This is a genomic window from Kineobactrum salinum, from assembly GCF_010669285.1.
Taxonomy (GTDB): Bacteria; Pseudomonadota; Gammaproteobacteria; order Pseudomonadales; family Halieaceae; genus Kineobactrum; species Kineobactrum salinum.
Map to the genome: position 1 here is coordinate 4,560,770 of NZ_CP048711.1, position 18,879 is coordinate 4,579,648.

The window sequence follows — 18,879 nt, forward strand, 5'->3', positions numbered from 1 at the left end:
GGAATACGTTCCACCTTCCAGTTCCAGCTGCCGCTGCCCAAACCGGGCTTGCCATAGCGCCACGAAAGCCGGACCGAAGCTGATTGCCAGCGCGGGAACGGAGGAGCGGGCACGGGAGGTGTGTTCGCTCGATCACGTCCCTATCGAATAAACAGTAAAAATACACGTTGCCCACTAAAGCTCAAGTGGCATGAGATATATGAATACGAAAGCAGAATAATGAATTTGACCTGGGGGCTGGTCCCCGAGAGACTGAAAGCACGTAAAAATAAGGAGTTTCAATTAATATGACATCTCGTTGCACGTTAACCTCGGCTGCGTTGCACTGCGTTCCCAGACGGTTGGGCTCGCTCGTGCTCGCACTCGGCTTGCTCGCCCTCGCGGCAACAGCGCCGGCTGGAGCGCGGCAGGATGCCTCGCCCACATCCGCACACGCAGATAAGGCTCCGGTGTCTGATGTCCCGCCTTCGCTTGTCAAACTGCGCTCCGCCTGGGCTGACGACGGCATCATGCCTTTGACATTGAGTCACATGGATAGAATCTATCCTACGCGCACTGTGCCGCATGCTGGGGAGCCATGGATAATACCCCGTAATGACAGGCAACTCGACTTTGACTACGAGTTCGAAGGGAAGACCTATCGAGCGGAGGATGCGCTCGACCGCACCTATACCAATGCATTGTTGATTATCAAGAATGGAAAGATTATTTACGAGAAGTACCGTAACAATTCTGAAGAGCATGACAGGTTTGCGGGCTTTTCCATGAGCAAGTCAGTCACATCCCTGCTCGTGGGTTGTGCTCTGGAGCAAGGCAGAATTGGATCGCTTGATGACCCCATTGACAAGTATTTGCCTGAGCTGGATGGCAGTGGCTATCAGGGCGTAAGTATCCGGCAGCTGCTTCAGATGCGTTCAGGTGTCGCTCATGACGAGGACTATAGTGACCTTCGAGCCATCCCACCTGCAAGCCCCAGATTCGCTATGATGGACAATGTCATGCGCTATGTCGACGACGCGCTGGTCGTGGAAAGAGTCCGGGATCCGGGATCGAAATTTCAGTACCTGAATCTGGATACCGGTGTGCTCGGCTGGCTCATCGAACGGGTGAGCGGCGGATACAATATTTCTGCCTATACGACAGTCTGTCTTTGGGAGCCTCTCGGTGCTGAATCGGATGCGTTTTTCGTCATGGACGGGCCAGCGGGTGTGGGTCGTGAATTCAACGCGGCAGGGTTCAACGCCACGGTGCGCGACTGGGCCCGGATCGGACTAATGATGCTCAACAACGGTCAGGCGAAACGCCGCGTAGTATCTGAACAATGGGTGAAAGAGTCCACGACGCCACTGCCCACCGGTCGGCCAGGTCGGCCGGGGTACGGGTATCAATGGTGGACGGTAAAGGATTCTCCGGCATTCCAGGCATCAGGGCGCTTTGGTCAAAGGGTGTTCGTTGACCCCGCCACAGAAACCGTGGTCATCAAGGCCAGCCATTTTCCGGTCTCTGAGTTCGATGCGGCAGGTCGTGAAACTGACGCGTTTCTCGCAGCTGTATCCAGGTGGAGGCCGCGCTGATCACGTTGACGGTGCCGAACCAAGACCACGTGGACATCCTCGCCGTCAGACCCACCGAGGCGGAAAGGTTGGTGGGATTATTCAAACACTCGGCGTGCCTGAAAATTAGAGTGGTCCTTCTGGAGTCTCTAAGAGTACGCTTCAAGCAGAGGGCAGACATAAATGAATAAAAATAAAGGTATGGTATTTACCGCGGCGGCAACAGTGATCCATGTGGCGCTGCAGTCGGGAGTCACTGTTGCACAGCCTGTCAATGCGCAGGCTGCGCAGTCCACAAGCCCGGCAGCCAGGGGGGGCAGCTTGAGGAGATAATTGTGCGAGCGCGACGGGTCGAGGAGTCGCAGCAGGATGTGCCTATCGCCATTTCTACCCTGACCGATGATCACTTGACCGTCGCCGCCGTGACGACGGTTGTCGACATTCAGCGCCTGGCTCCCAGTTTGAGGATTGCAGAAGGCACCACAGGCCAGCTCGATTTCTCGATACGTGGCGCCTTCCTGGGATTCGGTGTGGATCCATCAGTGGTCACCTACCTTGATGAGGTGCCCGCCCATTCAAAAGTGCTCCGTTACAGTCTCTATGATCTGAGCTCCGTGGAGGTGCTGAAAGGTCCTCAGGGCACACTATTTGGCCGTAACAGCACTGGTGGTGCCGTGCTGTTTTCGTCCAAGGAACCGGACGTCAGCGGGGTAGAAGGGTTTACTAGAGCGAGGTATGGCAACCTCAATGATCGCTTTCTGGAAGGTGCGCTCAACGTCCCGCTGAGCGATACCTTAGCAACGCGGCTGGCGGGTAAGCTGCAGCGGCGCGATGGCACTCTTAAAAGTGTGACGCAGCCGGGAAGGGAGTACGACAATCGACACAATGGCACAGTGCGTGCTTCGTTGCTCTGGAGCCCATCCGCTACCATCGAAAACCAAACCATCGCGGGCCACTACTCGATGGAAGAAAATCGCGTTCCCAATCGGGCGCTGAGCCTGGTCGGCGGCTGCACAGGCCCCACAACGCCTGTGACATCATGCATTTTCCAGCCGCCGTTTCATGAAATTCTCGGCACCGATAACCTGAGAGAATGGGCGGAGCAGGAGTTCGATTTACGCGGCACAAACAAGACAGTCAATATAAATCGTAATAGTGACAGGGTGGAACAGACATTCGTAACCAACAAATTCACTATCGATCTGGGGCCAGTGACACTCAAGAATATCAGTCATTATGGTGATCTAAAGGTTGGCTTCGACAGGGATTTTGACGGTACGCCGGCAACAGTCATCGAGGCCACTATCTTTGACGAAACCGAGTCTTTCTACACTGAGAACCAGCTTTATGGCAATGCGCTTGGCGATCGTCTCGATTGGCGGGTGGGAATCACCTATAGCCATGACGATGCTCGTTCAAATGAAACGCAGATAATTTTTCCTTTGCCTGGATCGATGACTACTCCGCGCCGCTCAATCAGTGATACCACATTCGAATCAACGGCTCTTTTTGCCCAGGCCACATACGACTTATCGGCATTCATGGAAGGTGTATCCTTTACCGCCGGTTATCGCTACACATGGGATGATCGCGAAATTGCAACCCGCGCCTTTGCCGGTGCATCTCCCCAGGAATGTGCGCTGCAGGTTCGGCCTGTTCCCGATAGCGGCCCGGTAGCGTATCCCGGTACCGATCTGGCTACCTGTACGCGCAGGCTGACGCTGAATTCCCAGGAGGGCACCTACAGCTTCACGCTGGATTGGCAACCCAGCGATCACGCGCTTCTCTATGCCACGACCCGGAAAGGGTACAAGTCGGGAAGTTTCAATACTCACGCCATCGACCCGACTATTGCCCAGTACGCACCAGAAATCGTCACGGATGTGGAGGTAGGACTCAAGGCGGATTGGGAGCTGGGTTCGATTCCATTCAGGACCAATATCGCCGCCTACCGGAACAAATACGACAATATCCAGACGTCCCATACAGTAGTGGATAATATATCAGGAGAAGTGACGGCGGTTACATTGAATACCGACCCCATTACCGGCCTCCCCAACAAGGCAACTATAAAGGGCTACGAAGTAGAGATGATCGTGCTTCCGATATCCTGGCTGCAGCTATCTGGGTTCTATTCAAATATCGATGCCAAGTATGACCAGTTCTTCACGATATCGCCGCGGATGGACCTGGCTGGCGAGAACATCGCGGGACTTACGCCCGAAAGCTACGGCATCAGCGGACAAGTCGATCTTCCTGTATCGGGCCCTTTCGAAACATTTCTGGCCACGGCAAGTTACTTCTGGCGAGAGGCCAATCAGACGAATCCTGCTTCGAGCTCCATAGTCCCCGAGCGCGATTATTCATCTTTTGATGCGCGTGTCGCAATGCTCAATCTATTCGGCAGTGGGATAGATATCGCTGTCTACGGCCGGAACCTTGGCGACAATTTGTCTTGCTCGAGCAATGACATCGTTGGCGGCCTGGTCACGACGCGATGTTCGGAAGGCAGAACCTACGGTATCGAGCTAACTCACAGTTTCGGTGGCTAGTGGGCCATGCGTGAAGTTCGGTCACTAAAACTCACAGCCAAAGCGTTCAGAGCAAGGCGGGAAAACGCAGGATTAGCGGCGCTAATTTAAGTTTTTCCAACGCAGCTCTGGACGCTGTGGCGAAGAGATCAGTAACCGAACTTTGCGCCTGGCCCACTAGGCGGTATCCAGGGACCTAATATCAAGGAGGTACGATGACTACGGTAGTAGTTGACAAAGAGAGCAGGGCAGTACAGGGCGGAGCCGCATTTGTTCACGGCGATTTCAGATATCTTTGGTTGGGTCTCGGTGCAGTCTTCTCCCTTTTCGCGGTGGGTGCCCGATGGGATGTTCCTCTGGCAGCCTGGGTAGCGCCGGTCCTGTTGCTTCGATTTGTCAGATTGAGTCGGCCTTTGGCCGGTCTCAGTCTATTGCTTGTCGTGTCCGTCGCGGGTGCGCTCTGGTGGTCCGTGCAGTTGGCGGTGCCGCTCGAGGCTTCCATGATTGCGGCATGCATCACTTTCGGCACAGTGTTTTCGGTGCCGTATGTGCTGGACCGGTGGCTTGCTCCCCGTGTCGACGTGGTGGGGCGTCTGCTGCTGTTCCCTTCGGCGATTGTGACTTTTGAGTTTGCCATGGCCACGATCAGTCCTCTGGGGACAAGTTATGGAACCCGAGCGATTACGCAGAGCGAACATCTCGCGCTACTCCAGATCCTGTCGATCACGGGTCCATACGGCATCGGATTTCTCATCGGTTGGTTCGCTACGCTGGTGAACCATGTATGGGAAGAGGTCTCCTGGAAGAGCTGCCGAATACCGGTAGGCGCATTCACGCTCGTATTACTCGCCGTGCTAATAGGTGGAAGTTTGCGGCTTGCGTTCTTCCAGTACGAGGGGGATTACGTAAAGATCGCCGGTATTTCACCTGATATGGTTGTCCGGAATGCCGCGGGAGAGCTGCTTGAAAGCGAGGCTTCTGCCGCTGCATTGACGGATGAGGCGGCACTGAGGGTGGCTTACGCCGCAGTTGAGGATGAGCTTATTGCCGGCACCATACAGGCCGCGCAGGCCGGTGCGAAAGTCGTCGTCTGGTCTGAGACGGCTGCCATGTCCCTCGGTTCTGACGAGCGGTTATTGGAACGTGCCACGGAAGTCGCGAGCGAACAGGGGATTTACCTGAACGTCGCAGTGGGCCAGCCGTTTGCTCGCAATGATACTTATCTGATTGGTCCAGACGGCGAGCATATATGGAGCTATAGTAAGAGTTATCCAGTGCCTGGATTAGAGCCCATCCCTCCCGGCGATACGCCGGTGCCGTTGGTTGAGACACCGTTTGGCCATCTGACCAATGTCATTTGCTTCGATGCCGATTTTCCCGCTCTGATGCGTGTAGATGCAGATATCATGCTGGTTCCAGGATGGGACTGGCCCGAGATGGGGCGCACACACACGCTGAAAATGGCCCGCTTGCGAGCTATTGAGAATGGCTATTCTTTATTTCGTCAAGACTATAACGGCTATTCCGCCGCATTCGATCACTTGGGCCGCACTATTGCTGGCCAGGACACTACCGGTCCGGGCCTTCACCTAATGTTCGGCGACCTCCCTGTGAGCGGGACCAGGACGATTTACAATATTGTCGGGGATATGTTCGCTTGGCTGTGCGTGTTGAGTCTGTTTGCAATGGCGGCCATAGGTATCGTAAAGACAACGCGAAGCAGGTCATAGAACTTGCTCCGCAGTTCCCTACCGTACCTGTCTTGGCTGGTCTGCCCAGTATTTTTTTCGGAGCTCTTTTTTAACTATTTTACCAGCAGGATTCCGGGGTAGTGATTGAACAAACGTATACTTTCTGGGTACCTTGAAGGCACCAAGGCGCTTCCGACAGAAACGGTCCAGTTCGTCTTCACTCAATGCTGCTCCTGGCTTGGTGACAACTATTGCCATTACCGTCTCGCCCCAGCGTTCGTCCGGCACGCCGATAACTGATGCATCGGCGATGCCGGGATGTCTGTGAAGAACGCTCTCGATTTCAGAAGGGTAGATATTCTCAGCGCCGCTGACAATCATGTCTTTGATACGGTCATAGATATAGAGGTAACCCTCAGCATCGAGATATCCGGCATCGCCGGTGTGCAACCAGCCGTGTCTAAGTGTTTCTGCAGTCTCCTCGCTCATTCTCCAGTAGCCTGACATCAGCTGCGGGCCACGTACGAGGACCTCACCCACCTCGCCTGGAGGCAGATCGACTTCGTCAGAACCGACGATACGAAGTTGTACGCCGGGAAGCGCCTTGCCGGCGGAAAGCAGCAATCCGGGGTCATCTGCCAATGCCCTGCGATGATCCTCCTCGGTCAATAGTGCGCAGGAGCCAGCAAGCTCCGTCATGCCATATCCTTGTGCGAAGTGGCATTTGAACACCTCCATTGCGCGTCGCAATACGGGCTCTGCGATCGGCGATGCACCATACCCGACAAACGCAAGTTTGGGAAACTCCATCGCCTCGAGCTCTGGAACTCCTGTAAGCAACAATTGAATGACCGCCGGGACCAGGCTGGCGACGACAATCTCATCATGGACAAGCGAGTTGGCAATCGCTACCGGATTCACCTCTCTATGCACTACCAGCATTGCACCAGACGATACGGCACTGAATGATGTGGCTATCGCGGCGATATGGAATAGCGGAAGCACCACCAAAGTTCGTTCGCCTGGATTGAGCCTGTAGGGCATGGAGAAAAGGCTCTGCGTAATGTTGCTGACAAAGGCACGATGACTGAGGACTACGCCTTTCGGCTTGCCGGTGGTACCACTGGTATACATTTGAAGTGCGGCGTCATCCGGATGTAGGGCGACAGGGCGGCAAGCTGACCTGGTATTGTTCAGAGCGTCTTCGAGTGAATGCCAATTGCATGCTCCAGAGCCGATGCTCACGCGGCTGATGGCCGGTGCATTCTCAAGTTGGCTGAGGCCGGCATCAACCGCTTCGCAGAATTCGATATCGGAAACTATCAGACCCGATTCAGAATCGGCGATAGTATCGGCCCACTCCGGTGGCGCCAAGCGGTAGTTGAGCGTGACCGGAACGGCGCCAATGCGTGAGCCGGCATAGATCAGCAAAATATAGTCGATTGAGTTTCGCATTAGTAGACAGAATCGATCGCCTTTCCTCACTCCTTGTTCAGAAATAATAGAGGCAAGCCTTTCTGTCCGTTCATGAGCTTCTGCGTAGGTGATACTGACTCCTTCACAGCTGGCGAAGGGAGAACTACCTCGACTCTTGGCTTGAAAATTGAACGGATCATGCATCAGCATCGGATTGAATCTCCCTGCCAAGTCATTCCATCTGAGCCGGCACCAATTCGGCGGATCGACCTTGCCGATTCCTGCGTTGAATACCCCCCTGTTGACCATTGCGGAATTTTCATCAATGCGTTCTCCATAATTGTTTTGATAAGACACTGTCAGTCCGATCCCGAGTCAGCAGCCAATATTTATCGGCTGCTGACGGAGACGGTGACGGTGTGAAGAAAAGGATGAGGTCGGTCCGTTATATTGTCAAATTCATTGTTCTCTCGCTATATTCTTGAGTTTCATCGCTTTTCTCCGAGAGACATATGTTCAATTTGCCAAACTGATGCATTCCTGTAGCTCATGGCGCTGCACCATAATGAATTTGCTTCTCGGCTTCAGCAAGCTCAATATCTGAGTTGCGGTACGTGGCTCCGAGCTGAGGGTCGCAGTGACCGTTCGTCCTTTGAGGGGCCCGAGAACTGAAACTACCCAGTTGTTCCGCAATGAATCTGTCATCGGTGCAGGCTACCTAGGGCACGTCGACGGCGGGCCTTGGACGCCCACAACTATCTACATGAAAACATTGTTTATCAACGTGAACACTCGGGGAATTTGGCAGCTATATGCCTCGTACGTGGTACAGGAGATTTATTAGATGAGCAAGGATATTTATGTTGCCGGTGTCGGAATGATTCCGTTCACCAAGCCTGGGACCAATGAGCCTTATCCGCGGATGGCCGCCAGTGCCGTGTCTGCGGCATTGTTGGATGCAGGCATCGGCTACTCGCTCATACAACAGGCTTGTGTCGGCTACGTGTATGGCGACTCCACCGCAGGGCAGCGTGCACTATACGATGTTGGTATGACCGGCATCCCGATCGTCAATGTCAATAACAACTGTGCTACTGGATCGACCGCCTTGTTTCTGGCTCGCCAAGCAGTGATGAGCGGGTCAGCGGAGTGTGTTCTGGCGCTCGGCTTTGAACAAATGATTCCCGGTGCCCTGAGTGAGATCTACAGCGATCGCCCCAGCCCGTTTGAACAGTTTGACCACGCCACGGACGAGTTGGTCAAGAATGAGCTGCCTTTAGCGTTGCGTTACTTTGGTGGGGCGGGCCAGGCACACATGAACGAATTCGGAACCAGTGTGGAAACGTTTGCGAAGATCCGTGCAAAGGCTAGCCGGCATGCAGCGAACAATCCGATGGCTCTGTTTCGCAGCGTCGTTACGCCAGAGGAGGTGATGAAGTCGCAGGTAATATGGCCGGGCGTAATGACAAAGTTGATGTGTTGTCCACCAACGTGCGGCGCTGCTGCTGCTGTGATTTGCTCAGCGGGCTTCGCACAGCGTCATGGTCTTAATGGAAATGTTCGCCTCAGGGAGCAGGCAATGACAACAGACACTCCCACTGCCTTTGCGGCTCACGACATGCGCGAAGTTGTGGGATTCAGCATGGCACAAGCTGCGGCGCTTCAGGTTTATGAGGCCGCTGGGGTGGATCCGCAGGATCTTGATGTGGTCGAACTGCATGATTGCTTCGCACACAATGAGTTACTTAGCTACGAGGCGCTCGGCTTGTGCTCTCGTGGAGACGCTGAGAGGTTCGTCAATGATGACGATAACACTTACGGTGGAGCGGTCGTGACCAATCCATCAGGTGGCCTGCTCAGTAAGGGCCATCCGTTGGGCGCCACCGGGCTCGCGCAATGCTTCGAACTTGTACAGCAGCTACGTGGTAGTGCCGAAGCACGACAGGTCGGCGGCGCACGCCTGGCCTTACAGCACAACCTGGGCCTGGGTGGTGCCTGTGTGGTGACGTTGTATGAACGCGTTTGAGTACGGTTACGGCTATCTGAGCGATGCTAGTGCGCTTGCACCGTCAATACCGAGTTCTGGATGACGGAGCCGGCTATATGCCCAAATGGCGATGCACTGAACACCAAGGCGAAGTGCTCGACGAGTGTCTACAGTTCTTCAGAGGCTATGGCTACATGGCAGAGTACCCTGCCGCGGACCTATATGCCGATCCTCGGGTGCATGCATTCACACCCCCCCCGTAGTTCGATGACGCCTGGCCCTTTGTCCGGCAGCACTCGAATTTTGTTGTTACTGACCTTCAGGCTCCAACTTTTCGACTATTCACGCGTATACTTCGTCCATTGCCCCTAAAGCATAAATTTATTAACATTATTGGATATAACTCATATTCATGATTTGGACGGTCCGGTCATGCTAGATCCACGTTTCAACCATGCGGTTGCCGTCGCTCACGCGGGTTCATTCACCGAGGCTGCTAATCAAATCGGATTAACCCAATCTGCCATTACCAAGAGCATTGCCGACCTCGAGCGCGAGTTGGGCTATTCCATATTCCACCGTACTGCACGCGGCGTGGTAATGACTGAACAGGGGGCCGAATTTATTGAGCGGGTCAAGCGCTTGCTCGACGACGTCAGGGAACTATTCGACAGGGGCGCAGGGCCCAAGGATCCTTTCGCGAAGCCACTGCGTATCGGGGTTTGTCCGGCCTCATTGGAGTGGCTTCTTGCAGCTCCGCTAGCAGCTCTATTGGCTCGGCATCCCAGCATCAAGCTCGATGTCGCCGGTGGAAGTTTTGAACGGATAAGTCAGCTCCTGCGTAATGGCGGGGTCGATGTTGCGGTAGGATTCGAGGAGGCCTTTTCTGAAATTGGTGGACTTAAGCGCGAGCCTATCGCAGCGCTCCGGACGGTACTGTTTGTCCGCAAGGGCCATCCCATTCTCTGCAGGAAAAAAATCACCGGAGCAATACTGGCGGCCTATGATTTCGTGCTTCCCTCTTTCTCGCGGCCTTTTGCGGTGGTCATTCAAGCCCTGTTTGAGGAACACGGGCTACCATGGCAACAGCATGTTCACACGATAGATTCGTTTTCGATTGTTAAGCGAGTTGTGGCTGCGTCCGATGTGATCGGTGTGACAACAGTAGAGTATGCGAAGTCCAAAGCTTTTAGCACTATTTACGAACAAGTACCCGGAAACCTGCTATTCATACAGGGGCCTATGTGCTGTGCAATCCGAACTCGCTGGGAGGTATCGCCTCCGGTGCGTGAATTTCTATATATGATTAAAAAAGCACTGCCGGCCGAGCTCGCTTCGTAAGTTGCAGGCTTGAAGACCAGAGTCCATCATGGCAGGAGATCCCGATTTTTGTTGGATGACCTGGTGGCGTACCCATCGCATTATCCTATGATCCCTTCCTGATGCAGGGAGGCAATCATGGCATCGTCGAAGCCGACATTCTTGAGGAGTGGCGTGATCGAGTCGATGCCGCTTCTCATACCTTGCGGTGTGTGGGTTTTCGTCTGGGAATATCGAGGCGCAGGTGCGGGCTGGACTATGCCATCAACAACAACGAAGGCCCCTCTTGCGACGTTGTGAGGATGATGAGGCGCTTCGTCGAGCGACATTACAGGTGAAAGGCACGCATCGGTGCCCTCAAAGAGTAGACACCACTCATCCCGTGTTTTGGAGCGAAAGCAATCATCGAGTTTTTTCTTGAGCGAGGGCCAATGATGCGGGTCGTTCTGGAACTGGAACTCTACATCATCTGCCAAGCCTATCGTCTTGATAAGCAACTCATAGAACTGCGGCTCGACAGGTCCGATTGCAATGAACTTTCCGTCCGAAGTTTCGTAACTATCGTAGTAGTGCGCTCCGCTATCAAGAATATTCTTGCCACGCTCATCTAACCAGCGCCCCTCGGCCCGCAGCGAGTAGATCATTGACATCAGGACGGCGCTGCCTTCCGTCATCGCGCAGTCGACAACTTGCCCACACCCGGATTCGCGGGCATGAAGAATTGCCGCAAGCATGGCGAATGCCAGCATCATGCCGCCACCCCCAAAATCGGCCAGCATATTCAACGGTGGGGTGGGACGCTGATCGGAACGACCGATGGTATGCAGAGCACCTGAAAGTGCCGCATAATTGATGTCGTGCCCAGCCATCGCCGAATAGGGACCGTCCTGCCCCCAACCAGTCATGCGACCGTACACAGTGGCGGGGTTGTCGTCCAGCAGTACATCCGGACCGAGTCCAAGCCGTTCCATAACTCCCGGTCTGAAGCCTTCAAAAACCCCGTCGGCGGATTTGCATAGTTCGCGTACGAAATCGATGCCTTTCGCACTCTTGAGATCTACTTCGATGCTCGTTCGCGAGCGATTCAGGATTTCCTTGTGTGGGTCAACCACAAGCCCCTTCGCACCAATCCTGTCTATCCGTATAACCTCCGCGCCGTGGTCGGCCAACATCATGCCGCAGAATGGGCCCGGACCAAGACCAGCAAATTCGATAATTCTAACTCCTTTTAACGGCCCATTCATAGCCTCGCTTCCTCCGGGTTTCTACAGGTGGTCAAATGGAGCGCGAAATAATTTCGCGCATTATCTCGGACGTACCGCCGACGATCCGCTGCACACGCGCATCTCTCCAGAGCTGCGCGATCTTATACTCATTCATGTATCCGGCGCCCCCATGCAGCTGCAGCGCAGCGTCAACGATCTCCCACTGCGTTTCAGTGTGCCAGTACTTCGCGGCGGAGGCTTCCGCGGTCGTAAGCTCTCCCTTCACATGGCGGGAAATCGCCCAATCGATGTGCGCCCAGCCAATCTGGAGTTTCGCTGCGAGGTCTGCGAGGGTGAAGCGAGTGTTTTGAAAGTCGAATATCGTTTGCCCAAAGGCTTTGCGATCCTTGGTGAATGCGACCGCTTCGTCGAAAGCGCGTTGGGCTGCTGACTGTGCAGTGATAGCTAATGACAGCCGCTCTTGCGGCAGCTGGTCCATCAGCTGAATGAACCCTCGGTTCTCGATACCGAGCAGGTTCTCTTCCGGTATGCGGACATCATCGAAAAATAGTTCAGAGGTGTCGCTGGACCAATTACCAATCTTGTCGAGATTTCTTCCACGTCGAAAGCCTTCCCGGTCGGACTCGACAAAAAACAGGGATATTCCTTTGCCACCTAGCTCTGGCGCGCTCTTCGCAGCGACCATGGTAACATCGCAGTTTTGACCGTTGGAAATATAGGTCTTCGAGCCGCTTATGATATATTCAGATCCAACACGCTTTGCTGTGGTCCGCATGCTCTGAAGATCAGACCCGCCGCCCGGCTCGGTCATGGCGATTGCGGCAATAACTTCACCAGAGATCATGCGAGGGAGATAGTATCGCTTTTGCTTCTCTGTACCTAGCGCAGCGATATAGTCCGTGAGGATATCAGACTGCAGAACGGCACCGTTCATGTTTCCGATGAGGTAAGATGTCTCCTCATTGATTACCGCATTATAGCGGAAATCAAGCCCGAGCCCGCCAAACTCCTCCGGGACAGTCGGGCATAGTAGACCGGCTGCACCGGCAGCGCGCCAGAAATTTCGGTCCCAGGTTTTCTCGTCTTCCCAGCGCTTGAATTTTGGTTCGACTTCCTGCGCCAAAAATTTGCGAACTTCATTGCGGAACAAGTCATGCTCTTCTGTGTATCCAGTACGTGCCTGTATATTGAGCATACCTCTCCTTTTCGGTATTGCATCAGAAGCAAGCAAAGATGTTGGGAAGAAGCCGATAAGTCAAATGAATCTATGGTCCTTTATATGAGTACGAGGCATGGTTTGCCTGGTTTATAAATACATTACTTTGTTGCTGCGATGGTTAAGGTCAGCCCCAGGCGCGCCGGCATATGAGCGAAACGACTGGCTATACACTGTAATGAATTGGACGCTCGTTATATCTGGCCCTAGCATTCCAGCTCTACAAAGGTGCGGCCGGGAGTGGGCGGGGTTATGTCGCGCGTTTCTTCCCATAGTGTCAAACGGAGCTGAGATATGAGCGATTCATCAGGACAGACTGGCATCAAATGTCTGTTCAATCGGGACACAAAGGGGCAGTCAACTTCAGCTGTCAAGGTTCAAGTTGAGCGTGGTCGCATCCAGTTCTTCTCCAAGGTTCTTGGATTCGACGACCCGGTACATACTAGTTTGAAGGCAGCGCGCGCGCAGGGGCACCCAGACCTGGTTGCGCCCCCCTCCTTTTACATGGTTGTAGAAGCTGCAGCTGACGAGGAACGGCGTCAGCGAGGCGAAATGTCCTCTGCGGAGCTGGTCGGATGTGATTTCCGGTATCTTTTGCATGGCGATGAATACTATACCTATGACGGCCTCATATATGCGGGAGATGAGGTTTCGATCGTTACAAAAGTCATCGACTTTTACGAGAAGAAAGGTGGGACGCTTGAGTTCGTCACCTTCGAATCGCTCATTACTCACGCCGATCGTGGCGCCTTGGTGAGGGGCGGCGCACCCTTCTTCATCGTCTCGGCTAATTCTGAAGGAGTGTTGCAATAGTATGAATGTATCAAATATAGGGCGGGTACTACCTTGCCTGAACTCACCTTTGGGCCTGTTTCCCGTACGACTCTCGCGCTATATGCCGGCGCGTCTGGTGACCATAATCCTGTCCATATTGATATTGACTTCGCAAAGAAGGCTGGGCTGCCCGATGTTTTTGTTCAGGGCATGCTCTCTTTCGGCGTTCTTAGTCGCGTCGCTACGCAATGGGCGGGTGTCGATAGGCTGCGAGGCTTTGGTGTTCGCTTCGCCTCTATCACGCAGGTCCATGATGCGATCAGCTGCAAGGGCACGATCACTGAAGTATATGAAGAGGCGGGTGAACGACGGGCGCGAGTAGAAGTCGTTGCCACTGCCCAGGATGGCCGGCAGACGCTGAGGGGAGAGGCCGTCGTCGCATTGCCATAACGGTGCCTGCCGCACACCCCAAGAACAAATTCAGTCAGGAGGTTAGAACATGGATTTACGTTTCGATAATCGTGTGGTCATAGTAACGGGAGCTGGGCAAGGACTTGGCCGATCTCATGCACTCGAGTTTGCACGCCGTGGTGCAAAGGTAGTGGTCAACGACCTCGGTGGTGCAACCTCAGGTGGTGGTAAGAGCGAGGTGGTTGCTGACCAGGTAGTCGCCGAAATCTTGGCAATGGGTGGCGAGGCCATTGCCAGCACCGACAGTGTCGAGGATGGTGACAAAATTGTTCAAGCTGCCATGGACACTTTTGGTCGAGTAGATGTTGTCGTCAACAATGCGGGGATTCTGCGTGATGCGTCGTTCGCAAAGATGACTGACGAGGACTGGGACCTTATTTATCGCGTCCATCTTTACGGCAGCTACAAGGTCACACGCGCTGCCTGGCCGCACATGCGTGAGGCGGGCTATGGCCGTGTAATCATGACGACATCTGTGGCAGGCATTTATGGTAACTTCGGTCAAGCCAATTATTCGGCCGCGAAGCTGGGGCTGTTTGGTCTGACGCAGTCTTTGGCGATCGAGGGCGCGTCGAAAAATATTCGCGTGAACGCGGTCGGCCCGACTGCGGGCTCCCGTTTAACGGCAACCGTCCTCCCCAAGGAAGTTGTTGAAGTGCTAAAGCCGGAGTACGTCACGCCCGCCATCATCCTTCTTACGCACGAAAGCGCGCAGGAAACAGCTAAGCTTTACGAAGTAGGGGGGGCTGGGTCTGCCAGACCCGATGGGAGCAGACACAGGGCGTCTTCTTTCAAGATGACTTCACCGCCGAGGATCTTCTCTCAAGGTGGGCTGAGGCGACCTCGTTTGAGAATAGCCGCCACGACACCACGTTGGCCCAGTCGAAGTCCGGGATTCGCGAGCGCGCGGGAGCAGATGTCGGTCTGGCTCCGCAGTAAGAGTGTTGAATGCGGGGGAAGGTGGGCCTTCTCCCGTAGTTTGTCCTGGTACACCGATAATTGATCGGATTCGCCAGCAGACTATCGAGGTCGAAATCCAGGAGTTGCTGGCCTCACGTTCAGGCAGGTTGCTGGGCGATGGCACGGTATCTCGATTGAAGCGGGCCTGGCCGGTAGAACCAGGCGTGCTGTGAGGAACCGCTGGACACGTATCGCTGGGTTGTCTCTCGGGGATTGTGTCATGGGCTTCTGGCCCGCACTGGAAGAAATCTATCCGGGGACCCGGCACCAGCGGTGTTGGGTGCATAAAATGATGAATGCACTGAACTGCCTGCAGAAGTCGCTGCAGCCAAAAGGCAAGCAGGCCTTGCATGAGGTTTGGCAGGCAGCTATCCGGGAGGATGCCAAAAAAGGCGTTTGATCTGAACGGGTCAAGTATTGCTATAATTGATATGGATTCTCATTTAGAGGAGGCAGATCATCACGGCACCTTCCACAGCAGGAGATTAAATTATGCAGCTCGGAATCATCGGTCTCGGCCGGATGGGCGGCAACATTGCGCGGCGCCTAATGCGTAAAGGACATGAGCTAGTTGTGTACGACCATAACGTGGGTGTTGTTGGGGCCCTGGGCGATGACGGCGCAACCGCTACCGCAAGCCTCACGGATTTGATTCACCAACTGAAACCTCCCCGCGCGGTATGGATGATGCTGCCGGCGGGTGAGCCGACGGAACAAACAGTGACATTGTTGGGGGAGCAACTGGAGCCAGGAGATATCGTCATTGATGGCGGCAACACGCTCTACAAAGATGACATTCGCCGGGCCAAGGCGTTACGTGCCCGGGGCGTGGAGTACGTTGATGTGGGCACCTCGGGTGGCGTTTGGGGTCTGGAACGCGGCTACTGCATGATGGTGGGAGCAGACAAGCCTGTTTTTGATCAGCTGGAGCCACTCTTCGAAGCCTTGGCACCCGGTCACGGCGATCTGGAACGGACGCTGGGGCGCAACGCACCGGATGATCGCGCCGAGCGCGGGTATATTCATGCGGGCCCTGTGGGGGCCGGTCACTTCGTCAAGATGGTACACAACGGCATCGAGTACGGTTTGATGCAAGCCTATGCTGAAGGCTTCGACATCATGAAGAGCCGGGCATCGGAGGATCTGCCCGAAGACGAACGGTTTGACCTGAACCTGGCTGATGTCGCTGAAGTCTGGCGCCGCGGCAGCGTTGTCTCATCCTGGCTCCTCGACCTTACGGCACAAGCACTGGCTGGTGACCCGAAACTGGATAAGTTTACGGGCGCCGTGGCCGATAGCGGCGAAGGACGGTGGACTATTGACGCCGCTGTTCAACAAGGGGTATCGGCGCCGGTGCTGGCTACCGCACTCTTTGTCCGTTTCCGCTCGCAGAACGAACCCACCTATGCGGATAAACTGCTTTCCGCGATGCGCTTTGGATTCGGTGGGCACGTTGAAATACCGCAGTAGCCTTCCGTCCGGCACATCGGCTTCGACGAATGTCTGGCCGAATTGGGAGGCGAAAGGCTGATGGACCGGGTCGATGGCGAATTCCGCTGCTTTCGGGGTTAAAGCGTTCCTCAACCGCCGAATAGGAACGCGGACTGCGCGCTACCGATAACGCGATCCTGAAATACGCGTTGGCCCGCATCCTCGCCGGCGGCGCCGGCAACAACATGCAAAGGCAGAAGGTGCTCCTCGCGCGGATGCGAAGCGCGCCCGCCGGGGGGCAGCGGCCCACGCCGTCAGGCGCTGGTCACGTATCTGCGTTGGTAATTCGACCACCTCCGCCAGCCACTCATCAAACCGTACCGAGTCCGGATCCAGGTCTGTATTGTTGAAGCTGAAGCGGCCCATGTTGTGGTAGCTCATGCCGCTGCCGATGATCAGCACACCGCTTCGACGCAAAGGGGCCAGGGCCCGGCCCAGGGCCAGATGTTCCACGGGATCCAGGCCAACGTACTCCGCCAGGCTTTGAAGCATTCAGCAAAGTGCGAAAACCAAAGTATGTTGCTCATGAGGCGATTTGCTTGCTCAATGGTGGAACACGTGAATACACCAATGTCTTTAGCTTCGACATTAAATTTGAGGAAAGCACGTACGAGGAGTTTGTTAGCGGAAACCAAGAACAAGCGGTCGCAGTTCTTGTCTCTGCCTTGACAAACTCGGTTTCGAATTTCGATCTGCTACCTAGGCGCGTTCGAGACTTCGACAGAGAGAGGTTCAAGAATGATTTCGTGAGTTGCTTGCAAAGTTTGGGTGAGTCCCGCTCGATCCCTGTAGCGCGAAACTAGCTGCCAAGCGACTTTAGGATACACAAAATGTACTATATAATACATTTGATGTACCATTGATTCAGGGTGCCACAAGGAAGCTATCATGCTGGAATCACTAGTGGGTTCGACCAACGCTGAGCGGGTGTTATTGTTCCTGGCTGCACGCGACAAGGGCTATGCGCGAGAAATCGCGCAGCTTTTTGAAGTGGCGCCCAGCCAGGTACAGCGCGTACTGGACCGGATGGAGCGAGACGGCCTCTTGGTTTCAGGCGAAATCGGCCGCACCCGGGTATATGAGTTCAATCCACGCTTCCCATTCCGCGACCAGGTCAAGGCGCTGTTTCTTGACGCCCTGGCACGCTACCCGGAAAGCCTGCAGGAAAAGTTGACGAAGAACCGTCGCCGACCACGCCGCAAAGGCAAGCCATTGTGAAGGTCGCCGGCCTTGAGGTGGAGGAGTTGGCTGCGCTGGTGTGTACAACATTGGATCAGCACGACATCAATGTGGTACTGACTGGCGGTTCGTGCGTGTCGATCTGGACGCACAATGCCTACACGTCTCTGGATCTGGACTTTATCGCGCTGGGACTACACAGTAACCGGGAGATAGGGGAAGCTCTGCGTACCATCGGTTTTACCGCGCGAAAAGCGAATGGCAGATACTTTGAGCACCCCGACACAGAACTGGTCATTGAGTTCCCGCCCGGCCCGCTTATGGTGGGTGACGAACAGGTGCGGGAGGAGCATATCGACAAGCGTGCCACCGAGATGGGGTGGTGCGGTTACTTAGCCCGACAGATTGCGTCAAGGACCGGCTCGCCGGCTATTACCATTGGAGGGATGAACAGAATTTCGACCAGGCAGTGGCGGTTGCGAGACGCCACGCGGTGGACTGGAAAAACCTCCAAGGCTGGCATCGTGAGGAAGGTGTTGCCGATCGGTTCGCAGCATTCAAAGCTGTATCAGAGATGCCTGAGGGAATTTGAGTTTCGGTATAAGTCACGCCCGATTTAATCACCCTGAGCGATAGCGGCCCTTCCAGCGGGCAGGACGGTACAAAATCGTCGCCGGCTGCTCCAGTAGCTGTTTCAGTTGCGCTCCGTCATAGCCGACGGTAACGCGGTGATCGAAGGAGGCCGACAAATTCATCAGGCTGCACACCTCGATATTGCCCTGGCGTACCATCGGTCGCTGCTGCAATTAATTGATGCCGACAATAGCGTAAGTATCCATGGGGTACTACTCCGGGCACTTATTACTTTATTTTAAGTATTAATTCTATGACGGTAATGATCGACCATTACCGTATTTAAGTCATTGATTTTAAAAAAGTGGCGGTGGGCCAGGGATTCGAACCCCGGGAAGGTTGCCCTTCAACGGTTTTCAAGACCGCCGCTTTCGACCACTCAGCCAGCCCACCGGATTGTTTTCCTCGTCATGCGAGGAAGGCGAGATTAT

18 protein-coding genes and 1 tRNA gene are annotated in these 18,879 nt (G+C 54.7%); 13 read left to right on the forward strand and 6 right to left on the reverse strand.

What is annotated here, in order from left to right; all coding sequences use genetic code 11:
• The first annotated feature begins 449 nt into the window (after positions 1-449).
• From G3T16_RS20365 to G3T16_RS20375, 3 genes are all read left to right on the forward strand, one after another.
• Positions 450-1,574 carry a serine hydrolase domain-containing protein gene (locus G3T16_RS20365; protein WP_163496821.1) on the forward strand — a complete coding sequence of 375 codons (1,125 nt, stop codon included), beginning with the start codon at positions 450-452 and terminating at the stop codon, positions 1,572-1,574.
• A gap of 350 nt (positions 1,575-1,924) precedes the next feature.
• Entirely contained in the window at positions 1,925-4,105 is a 2,181-nt protein-coding gene (locus G3T16_RS20370; protein ID WP_163496822.1) for a TonB-dependent receptor, read from the forward strand.
• Between the two features lie 194 nt (positions 4,106-4,299).
• Positions 4,300-5,814, forward strand: coding sequence for a nitrilase-related carbon-nitrogen hydrolase (locus tag G3T16_RS20375; RefSeq protein ID WP_163496823.1), 1,515 nt, complete (start codon positions 4,300-4,302; stop codon positions 5,812-5,814).
• 18 nt (positions 5,815-5,832) lie between these two features.
• Here G3T16_RS20375 and G3T16_RS20380 read toward each other — a convergent pair whose 3' ends face one another.
• Positions 5,833-7,548, reverse strand: a complete 1,716-nt coding sequence (locus tag G3T16_RS20380; RefSeq protein ID WP_163496824.1) for a long-chain-fatty-acid--CoA ligase — start codon at positions 7,546-7,548, stop codon at positions 5,833-5,835.
• Positions 7,549-8,035: 487 nt separating this feature from the next.
• Between G3T16_RS20380 and G3T16_RS20385 the strand changes: the two genes are divergently transcribed.
• The 3 genes from G3T16_RS20385 (at position 8,036) to G3T16_RS20395 (ending at position 10,519) form a co-directional block, all read left to right on the forward strand.
• Positions 8,036-9,217 carry a lipid-transfer protein gene (locus G3T16_RS20385; RefSeq protein ID WP_163496825.1) on the forward strand — a complete coding sequence of 394 codons (1,182 nt, stop codon included), beginning with the start codon at positions 8,036-8,038 and terminating at the stop codon, positions 9,215-9,217.
• Between the two features lie 23 nt (positions 9,218-9,240).
• On the forward strand, positions 9,241-9,441 hold the full coding sequence (locus G3T16_RS20390) for an acyl-CoA dehydrogenase family protein (RefSeq protein ID WP_163496826.1): 201 nt from the start codon (positions 9,241-9,243) through the stop codon (positions 9,439-9,441).
• 169 nt (positions 9,442-9,610) lie between these two features.
• The gene (locus G3T16_RS20395) at positions 9,611-10,519 is read left to right on the forward strand and encodes a LysR family transcriptional regulator (protein ID WP_163496827.1); all 909 of its coding nucleotides are present in this window, start codon (positions 9,611-9,613) and stop codon (positions 10,517-10,519) included.
• 80 nt (positions 10,520-10,599) lie between these two features.
• Here G3T16_RS20395 and G3T16_RS20400 read toward each other — a convergent pair whose 3' ends face one another.
• Positions 10,600-11,742 (reverse strand): CaiB/BaiF CoA transferase family protein, encoded by a 1,143-nt coding sequence (locus tag G3T16_RS20400; protein WP_163496828.1) that lies wholly within the window; start codon positions 11,740-11,742, stop codon positions 10,600-10,602.
• Between the two features lie 31 nt (positions 11,743-11,773).
• On the reverse strand, positions 11,774-12,919 hold the full coding sequence (locus tag G3T16_RS20405) for an acyl-CoA dehydrogenase family protein (RefSeq protein WP_163496829.1): 1,146 nt from the start codon (positions 12,917-12,919) through the stop codon (positions 11,774-11,776).
• Positions 12,920-13,234: 315 nt separating this feature from the next.
• Here G3T16_RS20405 and G3T16_RS20410 point away from each other — a divergent pair, with 315 nt between their 5' ends.
• The 5 genes from G3T16_RS20410 to gnd all read left to right on the forward strand — a co-directional run bounded on the left by G3T16_RS20410 (position 13,235) and on the right by gnd (position 16,615).
• Complete coding sequence (locus tag G3T16_RS20410) at positions 13,235-13,753, forward strand: FAS1-like dehydratase domain-containing protein (RefSeq protein ID WP_163496830.1); 519 nt, start codon at positions 13,235-13,237, stop codon at positions 13,751-13,753.
• A 33-nt stretch (positions 13,754-13,786) separates the two neighbouring features.
• A complete protein-coding gene (locus tag G3T16_RS20415; RefSeq protein WP_232059189.1) occupies positions 13,787-14,164 on the forward strand; it encodes a MaoC/PaaZ C-terminal domain-containing protein in 378 nt (125 codons plus the stop codon).
• Between the two features lie 49 nt (positions 14,165-14,213).
• Positions 14,214-15,188: an SDR family oxidoreductase gene (locus G3T16_RS20420; RefSeq protein ID WP_232059190.1), complete on the forward strand. Its 975-nt coding sequence runs from the start codon at positions 14,214-14,216 to the stop codon at positions 15,186-15,188.
• 126 nt (positions 15,189-15,314) lie between these two features.
• A complete protein-coding gene (locus G3T16_RS20425; RefSeq protein WP_408610717.1) occupies positions 15,315-15,545 on the forward strand; it encodes a transposase in 231 nt (76 codons plus the stop codon).
• A 92-nt stretch (positions 15,546-15,637) separates the two neighbouring features.
• Complete coding sequence (gene gnd / locus G3T16_RS20430) at positions 15,638-16,615, forward strand: phosphogluconate dehydrogenase (NAD(+)-dependent, decarboxylating) (RefSeq protein ID WP_163496832.1); 978 nt, start codon at positions 15,638-15,640, stop codon at positions 16,613-16,615.
• Positions 16,616-16,756: 141 nt separating this feature from the next.
• Here gnd and G3T16_RS20435 read toward each other — a convergent pair whose 3' ends face one another.
• Positions 16,757-17,128: a class III extradiol ring-cleavage dioxygenase family protein gene (locus G3T16_RS20435; protein WP_163496833.1), complete on the reverse strand. Its 372-nt coding sequence runs from the start codon at positions 17,126-17,128 to the stop codon at positions 16,757-16,759.
• Positions 17,129-17,524: 396 nt separating this feature from the next.
• Here G3T16_RS20435 and G3T16_RS20440 point away from each other — a divergent pair, with 396 nt between their 5' ends.
• Both G3T16_RS20440 and G3T16_RS20445 read left to right on the forward strand, forming a co-directional pair.
• A complete protein-coding gene (locus tag G3T16_RS20440; protein WP_163496834.1) occupies positions 17,525-17,854 on the forward strand; it encodes a winged helix-turn-helix domain-containing protein in 330 nt (109 codons plus the stop codon).
• Positions 17,851-18,435: a hypothetical protein gene (locus tag G3T16_RS20445; RefSeq protein WP_197911784.1), complete on the forward strand. Its 585-nt coding sequence runs from the start codon at positions 17,851-17,853 to the stop codon at positions 18,433-18,435. Before G3T16_RS20440 ends, G3T16_RS20445 begins: the two co-directional genes overlap by 4 nt.
• Here G3T16_RS20445 and G3T16_RS20450 read toward each other — a convergent pair whose 3' ends face one another.
• Together G3T16_RS20450 and G3T16_RS20455 are read right to left on the reverse strand one after the other, a co-directional pair.
• Positions 18,436-18,606, reverse strand: a complete 171-nt coding sequence (locus tag G3T16_RS20450; RefSeq protein ID WP_197911785.1) for a 2-oxo acid dehydrogenase subunit E2 — start codon at positions 18,604-18,606, stop codon at positions 18,436-18,438. It abuts the gene before it with no gap.
• 147 nt (positions 18,607-18,753) lie between these two features.
• A tRNA-Ser gene (locus G3T16_RS20455) sits at positions 18,754-18,841 on the reverse strand.
• Positions 18,842-18,879: the final 38 nt, after the last annotated feature.